The 21,121-nt window shown below is 66.0% G+C and carries 21 protein-coding genes; 17 read left to right on the top strand and 4 right to left on the bottom strand.

Annotated features, from left to right (window positions below; genetic code table 11):
• The first annotated feature begins 41 nt into the window (after positions 1 to 41).
• The 12 genes from uppS to C265_RS06130 all read left to right on the top strand — a co-directional run bounded on the left by uppS (position 42) and on the right by C265_RS06130 (position 12,646).
• A complete protein-coding gene (gene uppS, locus C265_RS06185) occupies positions 42 to 812 on the top strand; it encodes a polyprenyl diphosphate synthase (protein ID WP_011615471.1) in 771 nt (256 codons plus the stop codon).
• 36 nt (positions 813 to 848) lie between these two features.
• Positions 849 to 1,670 (top strand): phosphatidate cytidylyltransferase, encoded by an 822-nt coding sequence (locus tag C265_RS06180; RefSeq protein ID WP_010809596.1) that lies wholly within the window; start codon positions 849 to 851, stop codon positions 1,668 to 1,670.
• An 11-nt stretch (positions 1,671 to 1,681) separates the two neighbouring features.
• Positions 1,682 to 2,863 (top strand): 1-deoxy-D-xylulose-5-phosphate reductoisomerase, encoded by a 1,182-nt coding sequence (gene ispC / locus C265_RS06175; RefSeq protein WP_010809595.1) that lies wholly within the window; start codon positions 1,682 to 1,684, stop codon positions 2,861 to 2,863.
• Positions 2,864 to 2,969: 106 nt separating this feature from the next.
• Complete coding sequence (rseP, locus tag C265_RS06170; protein ID WP_010809594.1) at positions 2,970 to 4,373, top strand: RIP metalloprotease RseP; 1,404 nt, start codon at positions 2,970 to 2,972, stop codon at positions 4,371 to 4,373.
• A 98-nt stretch (positions 4,374 to 4,471) separates the two neighbouring features.
• Positions 4,472 to 6,805, top strand: coding sequence for an outer membrane protein assembly factor BamA (gene bamA / locus C265_RS06165; protein ID WP_210401217.1), 2,334 nt, complete (start codon positions 4,472 to 4,474; stop codon positions 6,803 to 6,805).
• Between the two features lie 23 nt (positions 6,806 to 6,828).
• A complete protein-coding gene (locus C265_RS06160) occupies positions 6,829 to 7,356 on the top strand; it encodes an OmpH family outer membrane protein (RefSeq protein ID WP_010809592.1) in 528 nt (175 codons plus the stop codon).
• A gap of 53 nt (positions 7,357 to 7,409) precedes the next feature.
• Complete coding sequence (lpxD, locus tag C265_RS06155; protein WP_010809591.1) at positions 7,410 to 8,501, top strand: UDP-3-O-(3-hydroxymyristoyl)glucosamine N-acyltransferase; 1,092 nt, start codon at positions 7,410 to 7,412, stop codon at positions 8,499 to 8,501.
• A gap of 12 nt (positions 8,502 to 8,513) precedes the next feature.
• Entirely contained in the window at positions 8,514 to 8,963 is a 450-nt protein-coding gene (fabZ, locus tag C265_RS06150) for a 3-hydroxyacyl-ACP dehydratase FabZ (protein ID WP_010809590.1), read from the top strand.
• 134 nt (positions 8,964 to 9,097) lie between these two features.
• Complete coding sequence (lpxA, locus tag C265_RS06145; RefSeq protein ID WP_010809589.1) at positions 9,098 to 9,901, top strand: acyl-ACP--UDP-N-acetylglucosamine O-acyltransferase; 804 nt, start codon at positions 9,098 to 9,100, stop codon at positions 9,899 to 9,901.
• Positions 9,902 to 9,988: 87 nt separating this feature from the next.
• Positions 9,989 to 11,122 carry a lipid-A-disaccharide synthase gene (lpxB, locus tag C265_RS06140; protein WP_371258342.1) on the top strand — a complete coding sequence of 378 codons (1,134 nt, stop codon included), beginning with the start codon at positions 9,989 to 9,991 and terminating at the stop codon, positions 11,120 to 11,122.
• A gap of 29 nt (positions 11,123 to 11,151) precedes the next feature.
• Complete coding sequence (gene rnhB / locus C265_RS06135; RefSeq protein WP_246840179.1) at positions 11,152 to 11,838, top strand: ribonuclease HII; 687 nt, start codon at positions 11,152 to 11,154, stop codon at positions 11,836 to 11,838.
• A gap of 25 nt (positions 11,839 to 11,863) precedes the next feature.
• Entirely contained in the window at positions 11,864 to 12,646 is a 783-nt protein-coding gene (locus tag C265_RS06130) for an RNA methyltransferase (RefSeq protein WP_010809586.1), read from the top strand.
• A 52-nt stretch (positions 12,647 to 12,698) separates the two neighbouring features.
• Here C265_RS06130 and C265_RS06125 read toward each other — a convergent pair whose 3' ends face one another.
• A complete protein-coding gene (locus C265_RS06125) occupies positions 12,699 to 13,502 on the bottom strand; it encodes a pyruvate, water dikinase regulatory protein (protein ID WP_010809585.1) in 804 nt (267 codons plus the stop codon).
• 383 nt (positions 13,503 to 13,885) lie between these two features.
• Here C265_RS06125 and ppsA point away from each other — a divergent pair, with 383 nt between their 5' ends.
• From ppsA to C265_RS06110, 3 genes are all read left to right on the top strand, one after another.
• On the top strand, positions 13,886 to 16,270 hold the full coding sequence (gene ppsA / locus C265_RS06120) for a phosphoenolpyruvate synthase (protein WP_010809584.1): 2,385 nt from the start codon (positions 13,886 to 13,888) through the stop codon (positions 16,268 to 16,270).
• Between the two features lie 152 nt (positions 16,271 to 16,422).
• Complete coding sequence (locus C265_RS06115) at positions 16,423 to 16,845, top strand: NfeD family protein (protein WP_010809583.1); 423 nt, start codon at positions 16,423 to 16,425, stop codon at positions 16,843 to 16,845.
• Between the two features lie 100 nt (positions 16,846 to 16,945).
• Positions 16,946 to 17,878: an SPFH domain-containing protein gene (locus C265_RS06110; protein ID WP_010809582.1), complete on the top strand. Its 933-nt coding sequence runs from the start codon at positions 16,946 to 16,948 to the stop codon at positions 17,876 to 17,878.
• A 40-nt stretch (positions 17,879 to 17,918) separates the two neighbouring features.
• Here C265_RS06110 and smpB read toward each other — a convergent pair whose 3' ends face one another.
• On the bottom strand, positions 17,919 to 18,371 hold the full coding sequence (gene smpB / locus C265_RS06105; protein WP_010809581.1) for an SsrA-binding protein SmpB: 453 nt from the start codon (positions 18,369 to 18,371) through the stop codon (positions 17,919 to 17,921).
• 178 nt (positions 18,372 to 18,549) lie between these two features.
• Here smpB and C265_RS06100 point away from each other — a divergent pair, with 178 nt between their 5' ends.
• Together C265_RS06100 and C265_RS06095 are read left to right on the top strand one after the other, a co-directional pair.
• Entirely contained in the window at positions 18,550 to 18,987 is a 438-nt protein-coding gene (locus C265_RS06100) for a type II toxin-antitoxin system RatA family toxin (protein ID WP_010809580.1), read from the top strand.
• The gene (locus tag C265_RS06095) at positions 18,974 to 19,321 is read left to right on the top strand and encodes an RnfH family protein (RefSeq protein ID WP_010809579.1); all 348 of its coding nucleotides are present in this window, start codon (positions 18,974 to 18,976) and stop codon (positions 19,319 to 19,321) included. Before C265_RS06100 ends, C265_RS06095 begins: the two co-directional genes overlap by 14 nt.
• A 54-nt stretch (positions 19,322 to 19,375) precedes the next feature.
• Here the strand turns inward: C265_RS06095 and C265_RS06090 are convergent, their stop codons facing one another.
• Entirely contained in the window at positions 19,376 to 19,897 is a 522-nt protein-coding gene (locus C265_RS06090) for a DUF4124 domain-containing protein (protein WP_010809578.1), read from the bottom strand.
• A 203-nt stretch (positions 19,898 to 20,100) separates the two neighbouring features.
• Complete coding sequence (locus C265_RS06085) at positions 20,101 to 21,060, bottom strand: DMT family transporter (RefSeq protein ID WP_010809577.1); 960 nt, start codon at positions 21,058 to 21,060, stop codon at positions 20,101 to 20,103.
• Between the last annotated feature and the right edge of the window lie 61 nt (positions 21,061 to 21,121).

Genomic DNA, 21,121 nt, shown 5'->3' with positions numbered 1-21,121 from the left:
CGTCCCGGCATGGCCGGGGCAGTCAACGACCGTCTGCCATCATGCAGCACATCAGTTCAACGCTCGACGTACCCGATACCTCCTACGTCCCCCGTCACGTTGCCATCATCATGGACGGCAACGGCCGCTGGGCGACCCAGCGGCACCTGCCGCGCGTTGCCGGGCACACCCGGGGGCTGGACGCGGTGCGCGCGGTGGTGGAAGCCAGCGCCGCCCGCGGCGTGCAGTTCCTGACGCTGTTCGCCTTCAGTTCCGAGAACTGGCGGCGCCCGGCGGACGAGGTCTCGTTCCTGATGCGGCTGTTCATGATGGCCCTGCGGCGCGAAGTGGTGAAGATGCACGCCAACAACATCCGGCTGCGGGTGGTGGGCGACCTGGCCCGCTTCAGCCCCCGCATCCAGCAGCTGATCCGCGATGCCGAGGCGCGCACGGCCGGCAACACCGGCCTGACCGTGACCATCGCCGCCAACTACGGCGGCCGCTGGGACCTGCTGCAGGCCATGCGCAAGATGCTGGCGCGCTCGCCCATGCTCGACCCGGCCTCGATCGACGAATCGGTGCTGGCGCCGCACCTGGCGATGGCCTATGCGCCGGAGCCGGATCTGTTCATCCGCACCGGCGGCGAACAGCGCATCAGCAACTTCCTGCTGTGGCAGCTGGCGTATTCCGAGTTGTATTTCACGGACGTTTTCTGGCCGGATTTCGACGCCGCGGAACTGGACAAGGCCTTCGCCTCGTACCGCCAGCGCGAACGCCGTTTCGGCCGCACCAGCGCACAGCTGGTTGCCCCGGGACTATCGGGTACGGCCTGAGCCTGGCTACTCCAACCTCTCACGGGACTGCAGCGCATGCTCCTCACCCGCGTCATCACCGCCCTGTGCCTGTTGCTGCTGATCCTGCCAATCCTGTTCCTGGCACCGCCCGCGGCTCTGGCCGGGCTGGTGGCCGTGATCGTGCTGCTGGCCGGCTGGGAATTCGGCCGCCTGATCGGGCTGCGCGGGCCGTGGCCCTATGTCTATGCGCTGGCATGCCTGATCGCGGCCATTGCCTGGCATGACCTGCCGCTGCGCCACGCCACCACCTGGCTGCTCGAAGCCGCGGTAGTGTGCTGGGGCATCGCAGTGGTGCTGCTGGCGCGCGGCGTGCGGTCCGCGACGCCGTCGTTCACCGCCCTGGGCGCGGTGCTGGGGCTGGTGATGCTGCCCGCCTTCGCCCATGCCACCATGATCCTGCGCGGCGCCGGCATCGGCGTGCTGCTGACCGCGGCCGTGCTGGTGTGGGCGGCCGATATCGGCGCGTATTTCACCGGCAAGGCCATCGGCCGGCGCAAGCTTGCGCCTGGCATCAGCCCGGGCAAGTCCTGGGAAGGCGCCATCGGCGGCTGGCTGCTGGCGCTGGTGATCGGCCTGGCGCTCGCCGCCAGCCATGCCTTTGCACCGACCTGGTTCTCCGCGATGGGCGACCGCGGCGGGCTGGCCTACGTGGCGGTGCTGACCACGCTGCTGGTCGCCGCGAGCGTGGTCGGCGACCTGTTCGAATCGCTGCTCAAGCGCCAGGTCGGCAAGAAGGACAGCAGCCGGCTGCTGCCCGGCCATGGCGGCGTGCTGGACCGCATCGACGCCTTGCTGCCAGTGTTCCCGCTGGCGGCCCTGATGCTGATTTTTCTCTGAAGCCGTCTGCTATGCATCGCATTACCATCCTGGGCGCCACCGGCTCCATTGGCGAAAGCACGCTCGACGTCGTCAGGCGCCATGCCGACCGCTATGTGGTGCATGCGCTGACCGCCCACCGGCAGGTGCGCAAGCTGGCTGACCAGTGCGTTGAATTCCGCCCGGCCCGCGCCGTGGTGGGGACCGCCGAGGCAGCGCTCGAACTGGAAACCCTGCTGCGCGATGCCGGCGTGAAGACCGAGGTCAGCCACGGCGAAGCCGCGCTGGAATCCGTGGCCGCCGATGCGCAGACCGATTCGGTGATGGCCGCCATCGTCGGCGCCGCCGGCCTGCGCCCGACGCTGGCGGCAGCACGTGCCGGCAAGCGCGTGCTGCTGGCCAACAAGGAAGCGCTGGTGATGTCCGGGCGCATCTTCATGGATGCGGTGCGCGAGCACGGCGCCACCTTGCTGCCGATCGACAGCGAGCACAACGCCATCTTCCAGTGCCTGCCGGCCGACGATCCGCGCTACGGCCGGGGCGTTGCCAGGGTGCTGCTGACCGCGTCGGGCGGGCCGTTCCGCACGCGCGACCCGGCCACGCTGCACGATATCTCCCCCGACCAGGCCTGCGCCCATCCCAACTGGGTCATGGGCCGCAAGATCTCGGTCGATTCCGCCACCATGATGAACAAGGGCCTCGAAGTCATCGAGGCGCACTGGCTGTTCGGCGCCCCCGCCGAGCGCATCGAGGTACTGATCCATCCGCAGAGCATCGTGCATTCGATGGTGGCCTACACCGACGGCTCGGTGCTGGCGCAACTGGGCAACCCGGACATGCGCACGCCGATCGCCTATGGCCTGGCGTATCCGGAGCGGATCGATGCGGGGGTCACGCCGCTGGACCTGACCGTGGCTGGGGGCTTGCATTTCGAGAAGCCGGACCTGGTGCGCTTCCCGTGCCTGGGCCTGGCCTTCGATGCACTGCGCGCCGGCGGTGTGGCGCCGGCGGCCCTCAATGCAGCCAACGAGGTGGCGGTCGAGGCATTCCTGGGCGGTACAGTGCGCTTCACGGACATTGCCGGTATCGTCCGGCAGGTGCTTGAGGCGACACCCCAGGGGCCTGCCGATACGCTCGAAGCGGTGCTGTCAGCCGACGCGCTGGCGCGCGAGGCGGCACGCGAGGGCGTGGCCGCCCTGGCTGCAAAGCGCTGATCCGGCGGGGCGGCTTGCCGCATCTGCGACAATAGCGGCTGCGGCGGCCCCGGATCCCCGGGGCCCGGCGCGCCAGTCCTGCCATCGTTACCGACGTCCCGACTCCATGCAAACCGTACTCGCTTTCATCGTTGCCCTGTGCGTGCTGATCTATGTGCACGAAATGGGGCACTACCTCGCCGCGCGCGCCTGCGGCGTGAAGGTGCTGCGTTTCTCGATCGGCTTCGGGCGGCCCTTGCTGCGCTGGATCTCGAAAAGCCGCGACCGGACCGAATGGACGGTGGCGGCGATCCCGCTGGGCGGTTATGTCAAGATGCTGGACGAGCGCGAGGTCGACCCCGAGCGCGACACGCCGATCGACCCGGCCGACCTGCCGCGGGCTTTCAACCGCCAGCCGGTCGGCAAGCGCTTCGTGATCGTGGCGGCCGGCCCGCTGGCCAATTTTGCACTGGCAATCGTGCTGTATTTCGCGCTCTTTGCCGGCGGCATGCGCGAACCCGTGCCGGTGGTGGCGGCGCCCGCGGCCGGCACCATGGCGGCGCAGGCCGGCGTGCGCGAAGGCGACCGGGTGCTGTCGCTGACCGCCAATGACCATACCGAAGCAGTGCGATCCTGGAATGACCTGCGCATGGCCGTATTCGCCGAGGGCTTTGGCGATGCGCGCGCCGTGCTGCGCGTGCGCGGCGCCGACGGGGCCGAGCGCGACGTAACGCTGCCGCGCCTGCCCAATACCGGCGGCAATCCCGAGCAGGATCCGCTGGCCACGCTGGGCCTGAACCTGAAGGGCGGGCCGGTGACGATTACCGAGGTGCTGCCGGACTCGGCCGCCGAGCGCGCCGGACTGAAAAAGGACGACCGCATCGTTGCCTGGCAGGGCAGCCCGCTCACGCAGGCCAGCGCGCTGATCAAGGCGGTGCGCAGCCAGCCCGGCCAGACCGTGACACTGGGCATCGAGCGCGACGGCAAGCGCCTGGACGTGCCGGTGACGCTAGACACCGCCGTGGCGCGCGATGGCGCCAAGGACGCGAGTGGCGCCACCGCGGCGCCGGCGGGCAAGCTCGGCGCGGCGCTCAGCCAGGCGGTGCAGATGGAAACCGTGCGCTACCGGCCGGACCAGGCGCTGGCGCGCGCGGCCGGCCAGGTCTGGGACACCAGCGCGCTCTCGCTCAAGCTGCTGGGCAAGATGCTGGTGGGGCAGGCTTCGCTGCAGAACCTGAGCGGTCCGCTGACCGTGGCGGACTACGCGGGGCGTGCCGCAAACCTTGGCCTGCAGGCCTTTGTCAGCTTCCTGGCACTGGTCAGCGTAAGCCTTGGCGTACTCAATTTGTTACCCATTCCGGTTCTGGATGGGGGGCATTTGCTGTATTATTGCGTGGAATTTTTGACTGGCCGGCCCGTCCCAGACCACTGGCAGGCAATGCTGCAGAAGGTTGGCATCGCCTGCATCTTGCTCCTGACTTCGCTCGCTTTGTTCAATGACGTCAGCCGAATGTTTCTGGCGAACGGCTAGAAACGTGTGTCGGCAAGGGGGCGGTGGTGTCGTCGGGCACCGTCGCCAGGGACGCCATTTGCCAGGCGCAGTCCGAAGGCATCGGAGCGCAATCCTGGATGGAATCAAAGAGGGGATCAACATTGATCAGACATAAGCGCATTTCGCTGGGCTTGCTGGCGAGTGCCGTTATTGCAGCCTGGAGCCCGGCGGGCTGGGCTGCCGATCCGTTCGTCGTCAGGGACATCCGCGTTGAGGGCCTGCAACGCGTCGAGCCGGGTACCGTGTTTGGCTACCTGCCAGTGCGCGTCGGTGAGACCTTCACCGATGACAAGGGCGCCGACGCCATCCGTGCCCTCTACAATACCGGCTTCTTCAAGGACGTGCAGATCCGCGCCGAGGAAGGCGTGCTGGTGGTCCAGGTCGAAGAGCGGCCGGCGATCTCGCAGCTCGAATTCGTCGGCATCAAGGAATTCGACAAGGACACGCTGCGCCGTTCGCTGCGTGCCGTTGGCGTGGCCGAAGCCCGTTACTACGACAAGGCACTGATCGACAAGGCCGAGCAGGAGCTCAAGCGCCAGTACGTCGCGCGCGGCTACTATGCCGCCGACGTGCAGACCACGATCACGCCGGTGGACCGCAACCGTGTCTCGGTCGTGTTCAACGTGGATGAAGGCCCGGTCGCCAAGATCCGCCAGATCAACATCGTCGGCAACAAGGCTTTCAAGGAAGGCACGCTGCGCGACGAGATGCAGCTGTCCACGCCGAACTGGCTGTCCTGGTACACCAAGAACGACCTGTATTCCAAGCAGAAGCTGACCGCCGACCTGGAAGCGCTGCGCTCGTTCTACCTGAACCGCGGCTACCTGGAGTTCGCGATCGAGTCGACCCAGGTGTCGATCACGCCGGACAAGAAGGACATCTTCCTGACGCTGAACATCAAGGAAGGCGACCAGTACAAGGTGTCCGACGTGCGCCTGGCGGGCGAGCTGCTCGGCAAGCAGGAGGAAATGGAAAAACTGCTGCAGCTGAAGAAGGGCGATATTTTCTCGTCCGAGAAGCTGACGCAGAGCACCAAGGCCATCACCGACCTGCTGGGCACCTACGGCTACGCGTTCACCACCATCAACCCGCAGCCGCAGATCGACAAGGAAAAGCGTGAAGTCGCGCTGACCCTGATGGTCGACCCGGGCCGCCGCGTCTACGTGCGCCGCGTCTACGTGGTGGGCAACAGCAAGACCCGCGACGAAGTGGTGCGCCGCGAGATGCGCCAGATGGAAAGCTCGTGGTTCGACAGCGAGAAGCTCACGCAGTCGCAAGCCCGTATCAACCGTACCGGCTACTTCACCGACACCAACATCACCACCGAGGACGTGCCGGGCGCGCCCGACCAGGTCGATGTGAACGTCAACGTGACTGAAAAGCCGACCGGCCAGATCAGCCTGGGCGTGGGCTTCTCGTCCACCGACAAGCTGGTGCTGCAGGCCGGCCTGCGCCAGGACAACGTGTTTGGCTCCGGCACCAGCCTGGGCCTGGACGTGAACACGGCCAAGTCGTTCCGTACCATCGCGCTGACGCAGTACGACCCGTATTTCACGGTGGACGGCATCAGCCGCTCGACCGACATTTACTACCGTACTTCGCGCCCGCTGTACTACACCGGCGACCAGGACTACAAGATCGTGTCCGCCGGTGGTGGCTTCAAGTTCGGCGTGCCGTTCTCGGAAGTCGATACGGTGTTCTTCGGCATCGGCTATGAACGGACCCAGGTGTATACCTCGGTCAACACGCCGAGCCAGTACACCGACTGGCTGAACAAGATCGGCAAGAGTTCCGGCGACGGCATCAACAACTTCCCGTTCACCATCGGCTGGGCACGTGACCGCCGCGACAGCGCGCTGGTGCCGACCAAGGGCCCGTACACCCAGGCCAACCTGGAAGTCGGGCTGCCGGGCGGCGATACGCAGTACTACCGCGCCAGCGTGCAGCAGCAGTACTTCTATCCGATCTCGAAGTCCTTCACGCTGGCACTGAACGGCGAAGTCGCGTACGGCCACGGCTATGGCAACACGCCGTTCCCGGTGTTCAAGTACTTCTACGCCGGTGGTATCGGCTCGGTGCGTGGCTACCAGACCAGCACGCTGGGCCCGAAGGACCAGAATGGCAACCCGGTGGGCGGTGCCTCGAAGATGATCGGCAACGTCGAGTTCATCTTCCCGCTGCCGGGCTCGGGCGTGGACCGCACGCTGCGCCTGTTCACGTTCTTTGACTTCGGTAATGTCTACCAGGAAGGTCAGCCGCTGAGCTTCAGCGAGCTGAAGTACTCGACTGGCTTTGGCATGTCGTGGTTGTCGCCGATTGGCCCGCTGAAGATCAGCATGGGCTTCCCGCTCAATCGCGACACCAATGACAAGGTCCAGCGCTTCCAGTTCCAGATCGGCACGGCATTCTGATTCTGATAAAGGATCTGTTTCAAATGATTACAACATCCAAACTGGTCAAATCCCTGGGCGCCGCCGCGCTCGCCACCGCTGCCATCTGCGCCGCGGTGCCGGCCTCGGCCCAGGAGGCGCGCATTGCCGCCGTGAACTCCGAACGCATCCTGCGCGACTCGCAGCCGGCCAAGGCTGCCCAGGTCAAGCTGGAGCAGGAATTCTCCAAGCGCGACCGCGAGCTGCAGGACATGGCCCAGAAGATCAAGGGCATGGCCGACAAGCTCGACAAGGACACGGCCGTGCTGGCCGACTCCGACCGCCAGCGCCGCCAGCGCGAAGTGGCCGACCTTGACCGCGAGTTCCAGCGCAAGCAGCGCGAGTTCCGCGAGGACCTGAACCAGCGCCGCAATGAAGAACTGGCACAGGTGCTGGAGCGCGCCAACCGCGTGATCCGCCAACTGGCCGAGCAGCGCAAGTACGACCTGATCGTGCAGGAAGCGGTATACGTGAACCCGCGCATCGACATCACCGACGACGTGATGAAGGCGCTGAACGCCGGCGCCCGCTAAGCCGCACCGGTCCTCACGTTCCTTCGTCTTTCGTTTTTTTAGGAAGTACCGCCATGCAGACACCCACACTGGGTCAGCTCGCCACCGAGAACGGCGCGCAGGTTGTGGGTGACCCCGACCTGGCGATCGTCGGCCTGGCTCCCCTGGACCAGGCCGGACCGGGCGAGCTCTCGTTCCTGTCCAATCCGCTCTACCTGCAGCAGGCGCTGGATTCGCAGGCCGGCGCCGTGATTGTCTCGGCAGCCGACCTCGAGCGCGTTCGCGCCGAGGGCAGGGCCGACGGCCGCAACTGGCTGGTGGCGCGCAATCCCTACGTATGCTTTGCGCGCGTGGCGCAGCGTTTTGACCGCGCGGCCAACACCGATACCCGCACCGGCATCGATCCGCGCGCGACCGTGGCGCCTGACGCGGTGGTGCCGGCTTCGTGCTACATCGGCCCCAACGTGGTGATCGAGCGCGGTGCGCGCCTGGGCGAGCGGGTGCGCATCCTGGCCAACGGCTATGTCGGCGCGCAGGCAGAGATCGGCGACGATTCGCTGCTCTATGCCAACGTTTCGGTCTACCACGATTGCGTGGTCGGCGCCCGCGCCATCCTGCACAGCGGCGTGGTGATCGGCGCGGACGGCTTTGGCTTTGCGCCGGACATCGGCGCAACCGGCGTGGAATACGTAAAGATCCCGCAAACGGGACGCGCGGTGCTGGGCAATGACGTGGAGGTCGGCGCCAATACGGCAATCGACCGCGGCGCCATGGCCGACACCGTGATCGAGGACGGCTGCAAGATCGACAACCAGGTCCAGATCGCGCATAACGTGCGTGTCGGCGCCCATACGGTGATCGCAGGCTGCGCCGCGGTATCAGGCAGCACGCGCATCGGGCGCTTCTGCGTGATCGGCGGAGCGGCCAATTTTTCCGGCCACCTGAATATTGCCGACCGCACCACGGTGTCGGGCGGCACCTCAATTACCAAATCCATTACCAAGCCCGGGGGGCATTTCACCAGCGTCTTCCCGTTCCTGCCGCACGGCGAGTGGGAGCGCAATGCAGCCATCGTGCGCGGCCTGACCAGGCTGCGCGAACGGGTGGTGGCGCTGGAACGCCGCCTGCGCGGCCAGGCCGCCGGGTCCCAACCCTCACAAGACTAAAGAGAAATCATCATGAGCGCGGCCGAAATCGATATCCGCAAGATCCTCAAACTGCTGCCGCACCGGTACCCGTTCCTGCTGGTGGACCGTGTGCTGGAGTTCGAGGCGCAGAAGCGGATCAAGACGCTGAAGAATGTCACCATCAACGAACCGTACTTCCAGGGCCATTTCCCGGAACAGCCGGTGATGCCGGGCGTGATGATCCTGGAAGCGCTGGCGCAGTCGGCCGGCCTGCTGACCTTCGGCGCCGACATGGAGCGCAAGGAAGGCGCGCTGTACTACTTTGTCGGCATCGACGGGGCCCGCTTCAAGCAGGTGGTGTACCCGGGCGACCAGCTGCACATGAACGTGACAGTCGAACGCTATATCCGCGGCATCTGGAAGTTCAAGGCGTTCGCCACGGTGGACGACAAGGTGGCCTGCGAGGCGGAGCTGATGTGCACCGTGAAGCAGGCCGAGTGAGGCCGCGCGCGGCCGGCGGCAGCGCCGCCGGCTGACTGCCGTGCCCCCGTGCAGCGGGGGCAAGCGGCCCGGACGGGAACCTTTGCCGCGCGCATTGGCCCATCCTTCACCAGACACACCACAGGACAGGACGTATGACGCAAATCCACCCCACCGCGCTGGTCGACCCGAAAGCAGAGCTGGCATCCGACGTGACCGTCGGCCCGTTCTCTATCGTCGGCCCCAACGTGCGGATCGGTAGCGGCACCCGGGTCGGCTCGCATACGACGGTCGAGGGTTACACCACGATCGGCGAGGGCAACACGATCGGTCCTTATGCATCGGTCGGCGGCGTGCCGCAGGACATGAAGTACCGCAACGAGCCGACCCGGCTCGAGATCGGCGACCGCAACACCATCCGCGAATTCACCACGATCCACACCGGCACGGTGCAGGACCGCGGCCTGACCAGCCTCGGCAACGACAACTGGATCATGGCCTACGTGCATATCGCGCATGACTGCACGGTCGGCAACCACACCGTGTTTTCCAGCAACGCGCAGATCGCCGGCCACGTTGAAGTGGGCGACTGGGCGATCCTGGGCGGCATGAGCGGCGTGCACCAGTTCGTGCGCATCGGCGCCCATGCGATGCTGGGCGGCGCCTCGGCGCTGGTGCAGGACGTGCCGCCGTTCGTGATCGCCGCGAGCGACAAGAGCGGCAACAAGGCTACGCCGCACGGCGTCAACGTCGAGGGGCTGCGCCGCCGCGGCTTCGACGCGGGCCAGATCGCCGCGCTGCGCCAGGCCTACAAGCTGCTTTACAAGTCCGACCTCAGCTTCGATGAGGCGCGCAATGAGATCACCGCCTTGCTGGGCCAATCCGATGCCGGCACTGCGGCGCCGCTGCGCGCGTTCGTCGACTTCCTTGCCGCCACCCAGCGCGGCATCGTACGCTGAGACCGGACCGCAATGGTCGACGCCGCAATTCGGGGTGGCTTGTCCACAGGCAACGGTAGCGCCGCGGGCAAGCGCGGCACCATCGCCATGGTGGCCGGCGAGGCCTCGGGCGACCTGCTGGCATCGTTGATGATGGGCGGGCTGCAGTCCCGCCTGGGCGATACGGTCGAGTACGCCGGCATCGGCGGCAAGCGCATGATGGCGCAGGGCTTCACCTCGCGCTGGCCGATGGAAACACTGTCGGTCAACGGCTATGTCGAGGTCCTGGGCTCGCTGCGCGAGATCCTGGCCACGCGGCGCGCGGTGCGCGACTGGCTGCTGGCCAATCCGCCGCAATGCTTTATCGGGGTTGACGCCCCGGACTTCAATTTCGGCCTGGAAGTGCCGCTGCGCCGTGCCGGCATCCCGGTGGTGCATTTTGTCAGCCCGTCGATCTGGGCCTGGCGCGGCGGGCGCATCCGCACCATCGCGCGCGCGGTGGACCACATCCTGTGCCTGTTCCCGTTCGAGCCGGAGATCTACGCCAAGGCCGGAATCCCGGCCACCTACGTGGGCCATCCGCTGGCTGACGTGATCCCGATGGTGCCCGACGTCGCCGGCGCGCGCGCCGAACTCGGCCTGCCGGCCGGGCACCGCATCGTCGCCGTGCTGCCGGGCAGCCGCCAGTCCGAAGTGCGCAACCTCGGCGCCACCTTCTTTGCCGCCATGGCTCGCATGCAGCGCATGGACCCGAACCTGGCGTTCGTGCTGCCGGTGGCGAGCGCGCAGCTGCGCGGCATCGTCGAGGAACTGCACGCGCAGTATCCAGAACTGCGCCTGACCATCGTCGACGGCAAGTCGCACCAGGCGATGGAGGCGGCCGACGTGGTGCTGCTGGCCAGCGGCACCGCCACGCTGGAAGCGGCGCTGTACAAGAAGCCCATGGTGATCTCGTACAAGGTGCCCTGGCTGACCGCGCAGATCATGAAGCGGCAGGGTTACCTCCCGTACGTGGGATTGCCTAATATCCTTTCAGGGCGCTTCGTCGTGCCGGAACTGCTGCAGGACGATGCCACGCCCGAGGCGCTGGCCCGCGAAACGCTGCTGCAGCTCAACGACGAGGGCAACACCGCCTTCCTCTACGAGCATTTCACCCGCATGCACGAGACGCTGAAGTGCAATACCGCGCAACTGGCCGCCGATGTAGTGGTGGATCTGATGCACAGCCGGGGGACCGTCTGATGGCGCGCCGCAATGCCGCTTCTTCCCAGATGGGCCTCGATCTCGCCCCGGCCGCTGCCGCCGTGCAGCGCCTGTGCGGCGTTGACGAAGCGGGCCGCGGCCCGCTGGCCGGGCCGGTCTATGCCGCCGCGGTGATACTGGACCCGAAGCGTCCGATTCGCGGGTTGGCCGACTCCAAGATCCTGACTGCCGCCAAGCGCGAGCAGCTCTACGAAAAGATCTGCGAACGCGCGCTGGGCTGGCATATCGCCTTTGCCACGGTCGAGGAGATCGATACGCTCAACATCCTGCACGCGAGCATGCTGGCAATGCAGCGTGCCGTGCAGGGGCTGGCCGCCAGCGGCATCGTGCCGGATCTGGTGCAGGTCGATGGCAATCGTTGCCCGCAGGTGCCGTTCCCGGTGGAAGCCATTGTCCAGGGCGATGCGCTGGTCAAGGCGATCTCGGCCGCGTCGATCCTGGCCAAGGTGGCGCGCGACCGCGAGCTGAGAGTGCTGCACGAGCGCTATCCGCAGTACGGCTTCGATTCGCACGTCGGCTATGGCACGCCGCAGCATCTGGCTGCGCTGGCTGAGTTCGGCGCCACGCCGCACCACCGCCGTTCGTTTGCGCCGGTGCGCGAGGCGCTGGCCCGGCAGCCCATGTTCACCGCCATGCCCGCCACCGCGGAAGTCATCGAGCCTGTCGCGACGGTATCCGTCACGGCCGCGCAGTGAAGGGCACCCAGACCATCTCCGCATCGTGAAGCACGTCACCTCGCGCGACAACGCGCTGTTCAAGCATCTGAAGGCCCTGGCCACTTCCACGCACCAGCGCCGCAAGGCAGGGCAGTCGCTGCTCGACGGCGTCCACCTGGCGCAGGCCTATGTGGCCGCGCGCGGCCAGCCCGTCACCTGCGTGGTGTCGGAACGGCACTACGACCATGCCGAGGTGGCGCCGGTGCTGGCGCTGATCGAGGCCGAGCGCGTGGTGGTGCTGGCCGATGCACTGTTCACGCAGATCAGTGGCGTGGTCAATGGCATCGACCTGATGCTGGTGATCGAGACGCCGGTCGGCCACCTGCCGGCGCGAATCGAACAAGACTGCATCATCCTGGACGGGGTGCAGGATGCCGGCAATGTTGGCTCAATCCTGCGCAGCGCCGCCGCCGCCGGCATCCAGCATGCCTTCCTTGCCACCGGCTGTGCCTTTGCCTGGTCGGTCAAGACGCTGCGTGCCGGCATGGGTGCCAACTTTCACCTGAATATCGTCGAGCACTGCACGCTTGAGTCGCTGGCGCCGCGCCTCGCGGTGCCGCTGCTGGCGACTTCGTCGCACGCCGATGCCGCGGTATTCGATACCGATCTGCGCGGGCCGGTGGCCTGGGTGGTTGGCAACGAGGGGGCAGGGGTCAGCGACGGCTGGATGGCGCATGTCACGCGCAAGGTGGGCATCCCGCAACCGGGCGGGCTGGAATCACTGAATGTGGCGGCGGCGACCGCCATCTGCCTGTTCGAGGCAGTGCGCCAGCGGCGCGCCGCCTGAGGCTGCGCCGGCAGCGCAAGAAAAAAAGCGGCCTGAACGGCCGCTTTTTTTCTTAGTAGTTGTCGCGATCGACCTTGATCTCCTGCAGGATCGTGGTCGCGATCTCTTCAATCGATTTGTGCGTGGAAGAGAGCCATTTGATCCCTTCGCGCCGCATCATCGCCTCGGCCTCGTTGACCTCGTAGCGGCAGTTTTCCAGCGCCGCATACTTGCTGCCGGGGCGGCGCTCGTTGCGGATCTCGGTCAGGCGCTGCGGATCGATCGACAGGCCGAAGATCTTCGGCTTGAACGCATACAACGCCGACGGCAGCCGGCCGCGCTCGAAATCGTCGGGGATCAGCGGGTAATTGGCCGCCTTCAGCCCGTATTGCATGGCCAGGTAGAGGCTGGTCGGGGTCTTGCCGCTGCGCGATACGCCCACCAGGATCACATCGGCTTCTTCCAGGTTCTTGTGTGACTGGCCGTCATCATGCGCCAGCGAGAAGTTGATCGCCTCGATCCGGTTTTTGTAAGCCTCTGTGTCAGCGTTCTGGTGGAAGCGGCCGATGGCGTGAGTCGACTTCAGCCCCAGTTCTTTCTCAAGCGGCTCGATGAAGGTCTGGAACATGTCCAGGATCATCGCCTTGGCGCGGCGCAGTGCCTTGTTCGCTTCCTGGTTGACCAGGGTGGTGAAGACGATGGGCGGCACGCCTTCGTTGTGGAATGCCTCATTGATCTTGCCGACGGCGATATGTGCCTTTTCCGGGGTATCGACGAAGGGCATGCGCACCTTGCGGAAGCGCATCTCGAACTGGGCCAGGATGGAGTGGCTGAACGTCTCCGCCGTGATGCCGGTGCCATCCGAGACGATGAACACGGTGCGGACCGCAGGGCGCTCGCTGGCCTGGGGCGCGGGAGCGGAGGGGGATTCAGGCTGCGTTCCAGGCTGGGACCCGGGCGTCGCCGTTCCGGGCGCTTCTGGCAGGGACATGGGGATGGCGCAATAAATAAATAGATTCAATCTTCCGCAGAAAAGTGCGGCGCAGCACGGTAGAATAGCGGCGATCTTTTCGCTAAGCAATTCCGCAGGGTGCCTGTCCATGGAACAATCCGGGCCCGGAATTGTCGACAATCTGCGCTACGCGATGAGAGCCGTAGCGCCAGTTCGGGGTTGCTTAGCCAAGCGATCAGTCCGGGAACAGAACTCCAAGAACATACCGGACATGCGCGACAAGTTTTCTACTTTGTTTTGAGGCTCTCATGACTAACCAGGCAGATAACGGCGCCTACGTGTTGCCGTTCGAGCAGTTGCGCATGGCTGACGTGGAAATCGTCGGCGGTAAGAATTCGTCGCTGGGCGAGATGATCTCCCAGCTGGCGGAGGCCGGCGTCCGGGTTCCCGGCGGCTTTGCCACCACCGCGCTCGCCTTCCGCGACTTCCTTGCCCACAACAACCTGACCGAGCGCATTTCCCAGCGCCTGAAGACCCTGAACGTCGACGACGTCAAGGCGCTGGCCGAAGCCGGTGCCGAGATCCGCGAGTGGGTCGCCTCCGCGCCGTTCCAGCCGCGCCTGGAACAGGAAATCCGTGAATCCTACGCCCGCGTGGCCGAGCGCGAAGGCGCTGAGGCCTCGTTCGCCGTGCGTTCGTCGGCCACCGCCGAAGACCTGCCCGACGCCTCGTTCGCCGGCCAGCAGGAGTCCTACCTGAACGTCAGCGGCATCGACGACGTGCTCGACAAGATCAAGCACGTGTTTGCGTCGCTGTACAACGACCGCGCCATTTCCTACCGCGTGCACAAGGGCTTTGCCCATGACGTGGTGGCACTGTCCGCCGGTATCCAGCGCATGGTCCGTTCGGACCTGGCCGCTTCGGGCGTGATGTTCACCATCGACACCGAATCCGGCTTCCCCGACGTGGTCTTCATCACCTCCAGCTATGGCCTGGGCGAAACGGTGGTGCAGGGCGCGGTCAACCCGGACGAGTTCTACGTCTTCAAGCCGACGCTGCAGGCCGGCAAGTACCCGATCATCCGCCGCTCGATCGGCTCCAAGCTGATCAAGATGGAATTCACCAAGCCGGGCGAAGCCGGCCGCGTGAAGACCGTCGACGTGCCGGGCGAACTGCGCAACCGCTACTCGATCAGCGACGAGGACGTGACCGAGCTGTCCCGCTACGCGATGATCATCGAGAAGCACTATGGCCGCCCGATGGACATCGAGTGGGGCAAGGACGGCAAGGATGGCAAGATCTACATCCTGCAGGCCCGCCCGGAAACGGTGAAGAGCCAGTCCGCCGGCAAGGCCGAGCTGCGCTTCAAGCTCAAGGGCACCGCTCCCGTGCTGACCAGCGGCCGCGCCATCGGCCAGAAGATCGGCACCGGCCCGGTGCGCGTGATCAACGACCCGTCCGAGATGGAACGCGTGCAGCCCGGCGACGTGCTGGTGGCTGACATGACCGACCCGAACTGGGAGCCGGTGATGAAGCGCGCCTCGGCCATCGTCACCAACCGTGGCGGCCGTACCTGCCACGCGGCCATCATCGCGCGTGAACTGGGCGTGCCGGCCGTGGTCGGCTGCGGCGATGCCACCGACATCCTCAAGGACGGCACGCTGGTGACGGTATCGTGCGCCGAAGGCGACGAAGGCCGCATCTACGACGGCCTGCTGGAAACCGAAGTGACCGAAGTCCAGCGTGGCGACATGCCGGAAATCGATGTCAAGCTGATGATGAACGTGGGCAACCCGCAGCTGGCGTTCGACTTCGCGCAGATCCCGAACTGCGGCGTCGGCCTGGCCCGCCTGGAATTCATCATCAACAACAACATCGGCGTCCACCCGAAGGCCATCCTCGACTACCCGCAAGTCGATGCCGACCTGAAGAAGGCCGTGGAAAGCGTGGCCCGCGGCCATGCCAGCCCGCGCGCGTTCTACGTCGACAAGCTGGCCGAGGGCATCGCCACCATCGGCGCGGCCTTCTACCCGAAGCCCGTGATCGTGCGCCTGTCGGACTTCAAGTCCAACGAGTACAAGAAGCTGATCGGCGGTTCGCGCTACGAGCCGGACGAGGAAAACCCGATGCTGGGCTTCCGCGGCGCCTCGCGCTACATCGCCGACGACTTTGCCGAAGCGTTCGAGATGGAATGCAAGGCCATGAAGCGCGTGCGCGACGAAATGGGCCTGACCAACGTCGAGATCATGGTGCCGTTCGTGCGTACGCTGGGCCAGGCCGAGAAGGTCATCGAGCTGCTGGCCAAGCACGGCCTGAAGCGGGGTGAGAACGGCCTGCGCGTCATCATGATGTGCGAAGTGCCGTCGAATGCGATCCTGGCCGAAGAGTTCCTGCAGTACTTCGACGGCTTCTCGATCGGCTCGAACGACCTGACCCAGCTCACGCTGGGCCTGGACCGCGACTCCGGCATGGAGCTGCTGGCCAAGGACTTCGACGAACGCGATCCGGCAGTGCGGTTCATGCTGTCGCGCGCCATCGAGGCCTGCCTCCGCCTGGACAAGTACGTCGGCATCTGCGGCCAGGGCCCTTCGGACCATCCGGACTTTGCCGAATGGCTGGCCAAGGAAGGCATCAAGTCGATCTCGCTGAACCCGGACTCGGTGGTCGAGACCTGGCAAAAGCTGGCTTCCTGAAGCATTTGACGTCACAATAACGACATTGCCGGCGCCTTCTGGCAGCCGGCAGGCACCGGCCCTGCGTCAGGTGTTGCTACTGCCCCGCAGACGCTGAAAGGCGCTGCGGGGTTTTTACTTTTCGGGATGTATCTGGACGAACGGGAGCTTGGATGGCGTACTACATCTGGTTCGTGGCAGCGGTCGCGCTGGTGATCATCGAGATGAACACCGGCACCTTCTACCTGCTGATGGTGGCGGTGGGGCTGGCCGCCGGCGGCGTGGGGGCCTTGCTGGGATTGTCGCCGGCCGCGCAGACGCTGGTCGCGGCGCTGGTCGCTGCGGTGCTGATCGCCGGCCTGCGCCGCACCCGCTTTGGCAAGCTGCGGCGCGGCAACGCCGCCGCCGATCCCAACGTCAATATCGATATCGGCCAGGAGCTGGACGTGCCCGGCTGGGACGCCAACGGGCGCGCCCGCGTGCCGTACCGCGGCGCCGACTGGACCGTGGAGCTGGCGCCCAACTGTGCCGCCGCACCAGGACGCCACCGCATCGTCGCGGTGCGCGGCAGCACCCTGGTCGTGTCTCCCCGCTGAAACCCTGTCTTATTGCGCAGCGCGGCAATTGTCGCGCTGCGATCCGTCTGCCGCCGCCTGGCGGCTCCGTACTGCTGTCTTCTGTCTGGAGGGTCGTTACATGCTCGCATTTCAGCTTGGTTTGTTGCCGCTGATCATCCTCATTGCCGTTATCGTGCTGATTGCCAAGGGCATCAAGATCGTGCCGCAGCAGCATGCCTGGGTGCTCGAGCGCCTGGGCCGCTATCACGCGACGCTGACGCCGGGGCTGTCGATCGTGGTGCCGTTCGTCGACCGCGTCGCCTACAAGCACGTGCTCAAGGAAATCCCGCTGGACGTGCCCAGCCAGGTCTGCATCACCAAGGACAACACCCAGCTGCAGGTCGATGGCGTGCTGTACTTCCAGGTCACGGACCCGATGAAGGCATCGTATGGATCGAGCAATTTCGTGGTGGCGATCACGCAGCTGTCGCAGACCACGCTGCGCTCGGTGATCGGCAAGCTGGAGCTCGACAAGACCTTCGAGGAGCGCGAGTTCATCAACCACAGCGTGGTCAACGCGCTGGACGAGGCCGCATCCAACTGGGGCGTCAAGGTGCTGCGCTACGAGATCAAGGACCTGACCCCACCCAAGGAGATCCTGCACGCGATGCAGGCGCAGATTACCGCCGAACGTGAAAAGCGCGCGCTGATCGCGGCGTCGGAGGGCAAGCGCCAGGAGCAGATCAACCTGGCCACGGGCGCGCGCGAGGCGGCGATCCAGAAGTCAGAGGGCGAGCGGCAGGCCGCCATCAACACGGCCCAGGGCGAGGCGAGCGCGATCCTGGCGGTGGCCGAGGCCAACGCGCAGGCGATCCAGAAGATCGGCAATGCGATCCGCACCGAAGGTGGCATGGATGCGGTCAACCTGAAGGTGGCCGAGGAATACGTGGCCGCGTTCGGCAACCTGGCCAAGCAGGGCAATACGCTGATCGTGCCGGGCAATATGGGCGACATGAGCAGCATGATCGCGGCCGCCCTGCAGATCGTGAAGGGGCAGCAGAAGGCTGCCTGAAGGGGCTGACGGACACGCCGCGGCAGCGCGGCGCCGGGGCTCAGTCCTTGGCGTCGCCCTTCATGATGCGGGCCTTCTCGCGCTGCCAGTCGCGCTGTTTCTCGGTCTCGCGCTTGTCGAACTGCTTCTTGCCCTTGGCCAGGCCGATCTCGCATTTGACGCGGCCGCGCGTGTAGTGCAGGTTCAGCGGGACCAGCGTGTAGCCGCGCTGCTCGACCTTGCCGATCAGCTTCTTGATCTCGTCGGCCTTGAGCAGCAGCTTGCGGGTGCGCACCGGGTCGGGATTGACGTGGGTGGAGGCGCTTTGCAGCGGACTGATATGGGCGCCGATCAGGAACATCTCGGCGTCGCGCACCACCACGTAGCCCTCCTTGATCTGCACCCGCCCGGCGCGGATTGCCTTGACCTCCCAGCCTTCCAGCACGATCCCGGCCTCATAGCGCTCCTCGATGAAGTAATCGAAGAAGGCCTTTTTGTTATCTGCAATGGTCATGCGTGCGGGTGGGGTGCGGTAGGGTGGAATTCAGCCGTTTCGCTGCGGCGCCACATGGCAGGATGCCGCGGGGCGCGCGTGTCGGCTAAAATCCGAATTCTAGCAAACCAGCCCCGGCACAGGCGCATGCCTGCCGCGCACAGCGTGCGGCATGGCCGCAAGCCAGATTTTCCCATACATGGCAGACGTCCATAAATCCGTACTGCTCGGCTACTCGGCCGCGCAGATGTACGACCTGGTCACGCGCGTGGAGGACTATCCCAAGTTCCTTCCATGGTGCGGTGGCGTGGAGGTGTTCGAGCAGACCGATACCATGCTCGACGCCAAGATCCATATCCACTTCAAGGGGATCCAGCAGTTCTTCCACACCCGCAATACGCAGGAGCGCCCCACCCGTATCGACATGACCTTTGCCGACGGGCCGTTCAAGACCTTCAACGGCGCATGGCGCTTTACGCCCCTGCGCGAAGACGCCTGCAAGATCGAATTCCACCTGCACTATGAGTTTTCCAGCCTGCTGCTGGAAAAAATCATCGGCCCGGTCTTCAGCATGATTGCCAATACCTTTGTCGACGCCTTCGTCAAGCGGGCCGAGGTGGTCTATGTCGCCAACTGACGCCGGCGCGGGGACGGTGCATATCGCGGTCTGCTATGCGCGGCCCGATAGCGTCTTCCTGAAGGAGATCGACGTGCCAGCCGGCACCACGATTGCCGCGGCCATAGTCGGCTCCGGGCTGCAGCAGGCCTGTCCGGAGGTGGACCCGTCGACCATGCGGGTGGGCATCTTCGGCAAGCTCAAGACGCCGGAGACGGTGGTGCGCGAAGGCGACCGCGTGGAGGTTTACCGGCCCTTGACCGCCGATCCCAAGCAGGCGCGCCGCAAGCGGGTGCAGAAGCAGCGCGCGGGCGGCACGCGCGAAGGCCAGAAGTGGTTGCGCGGCAGCGGCTGAGCCGAGCCTGCCAGGCATGCAAACGGGGCCGATGCGCCCCGTTTTTCTTCGGTTTCAGCTGCAGTTCTTCTCGAGGCTGGCGTTGGTCTTGAGCACCTCGGCCTGGCGTTGGTCGCTGTTCAGATGTTGCAGCGAACCGTCCGGACCCGCCACCGCGGCGCGCATGCCTTGCTGCAGGCCGTTGGCGTAGTTGCGCAGCTGCGCGCAGCGGGCCTCGCGCTCGGCCGCCTCGCTTTCCTTGCGGGCCTCTTCGGTAGCGGCTTTCAGGCTGGCCTCGCGGCGCTTCTGGAAGGCTTCTTCGGGGGTCGGCGCCGGGGCCGCGGCGGGCTTGGCCGAGGCCTTGGCCGGAGCCGGGGCAGCAGGGGCGGGCGCCCCGGCATTGGCGGCCTCCACCGGCTGGAGCTCGCCGGCAAAGCGGCCCGGGGCACGCAGCACCCTGGCTGCCGCCGCTGACGGCGGCACGTCGCTGTAGACCATGCGGCCGTTGGCGTCGCGCCATTGCCAGTAGGCAAGGGCCTGGACGGGAACGGCGAGAGTGGCGGCGGCAAGCAGGCACAGCGCGGACGATCGTTTCATGGCGAGGCGTCTTAAAGTGACTCGGAAGTAACTGGTGCGGCTGGAATCGTGCTGGGCCGCCGGCTGCGCGCATGGCGATGCCGCGGCAGGACAGCCGCGGCGATGGCTTGGCGCCCGCCCGGTATCAGGTGCGTAGCGCCGGTATGACCCTGGTAAAGCTGTTGTTCGTGGCGCGTGTGACCCCCGCGCCATCGTTCGCTAGTCTACGCAGACTTGTCGGTGGCGTGCAAGCGCACCGACCAGGCCACGCCGACCATCAGCAACACAATGGCGGCGATTTCCAGCGGCCGCGGCCAGCGGTGGTCGAAGACAAAGCCGTAGGCCAGCGCGAACAGCGTCTCGAACACGATCATCTGGCCCGACAGCGTCAGCGGCAGGCGCCGGCTGGCGATGTTCCACAGGTTGTTGCCAATCAGCGACGCACCCAGCGCCACTGCGGCATTGACCATCCAGAACCACTGCCAGTCACGGCCGCTGTCGCCCGCGGTCAGCGTGTCGCCAGCCAGCACCCAGCCGATCACGGCCAGCACCGCCGACACCGCGCCGGTCGACAACCCGTACAGCGCCGACCATTCATTGCCGCTGTAGTGCGGGTTGCGCTGCAGGTAGCGTGCGTTATCGACCGCGTAGAGCGTCCAGCAGACCAGCGCGCCGGCCGCGCAGCAGACCCCGGCCAGTTTCTGCCAGACCGGCCGGATTGCCGCGCCGGCTGCCGCCGCGTGGGCTCTCTGGCCGCCGCCGAACAGGTCGATATTGATGCAGGCGATGCCGGCGGCCACCACCAGCAGCGGCCACATCAGCCGCGACAGCGGCACGGCGCCGTGGTCGCGCCGGCCCATGATGGTGACCGAGATCGGCAGGATGCCGATGATCAGGGAGGTGGGGCCCACCCCGGCGAGCTGCACGCCGAAGGCCAACAGCACGTAGTAGAGCAGGTTGCCGGTGAAGGCCTGGCGCAGCAGCGCCACGCAGTCCGCCCGGGTCAGCTTGCGCGCGATGCGCTTCATCAGCGGCAGCGCGGCCACGAAGGCGACCAGGCCGTAGGCCAGGTAGCGGCCGATGGCCAGCTCCCACGGCGAGAACACGGGCAGCAGCTTGGGGGCGATAAAGACCATGCCCCAGAAGGCGCCTGCCAGCAGCCCGCACAATACGCCGATTCCCATGCTTCGCGTTCGCCCGAATAAAAGGACGACGAGCATAGCAGACCGCTTCCAGGAAAGCCCA

Source organism: Cupriavidus sp. GA3-3 (genome assembly GCF_000389805.1).
Classification (GTDB): Bacteria; Pseudomonadota; Gammaproteobacteria; order Burkholderiales; family Burkholderiaceae; genus Cupriavidus; species Cupriavidus necator_D.
The sequence above is the reverse complement of the archived record's forward strand: the minus strand, read 5'-3'. Positions and strand labels throughout refer to the sequence as shown.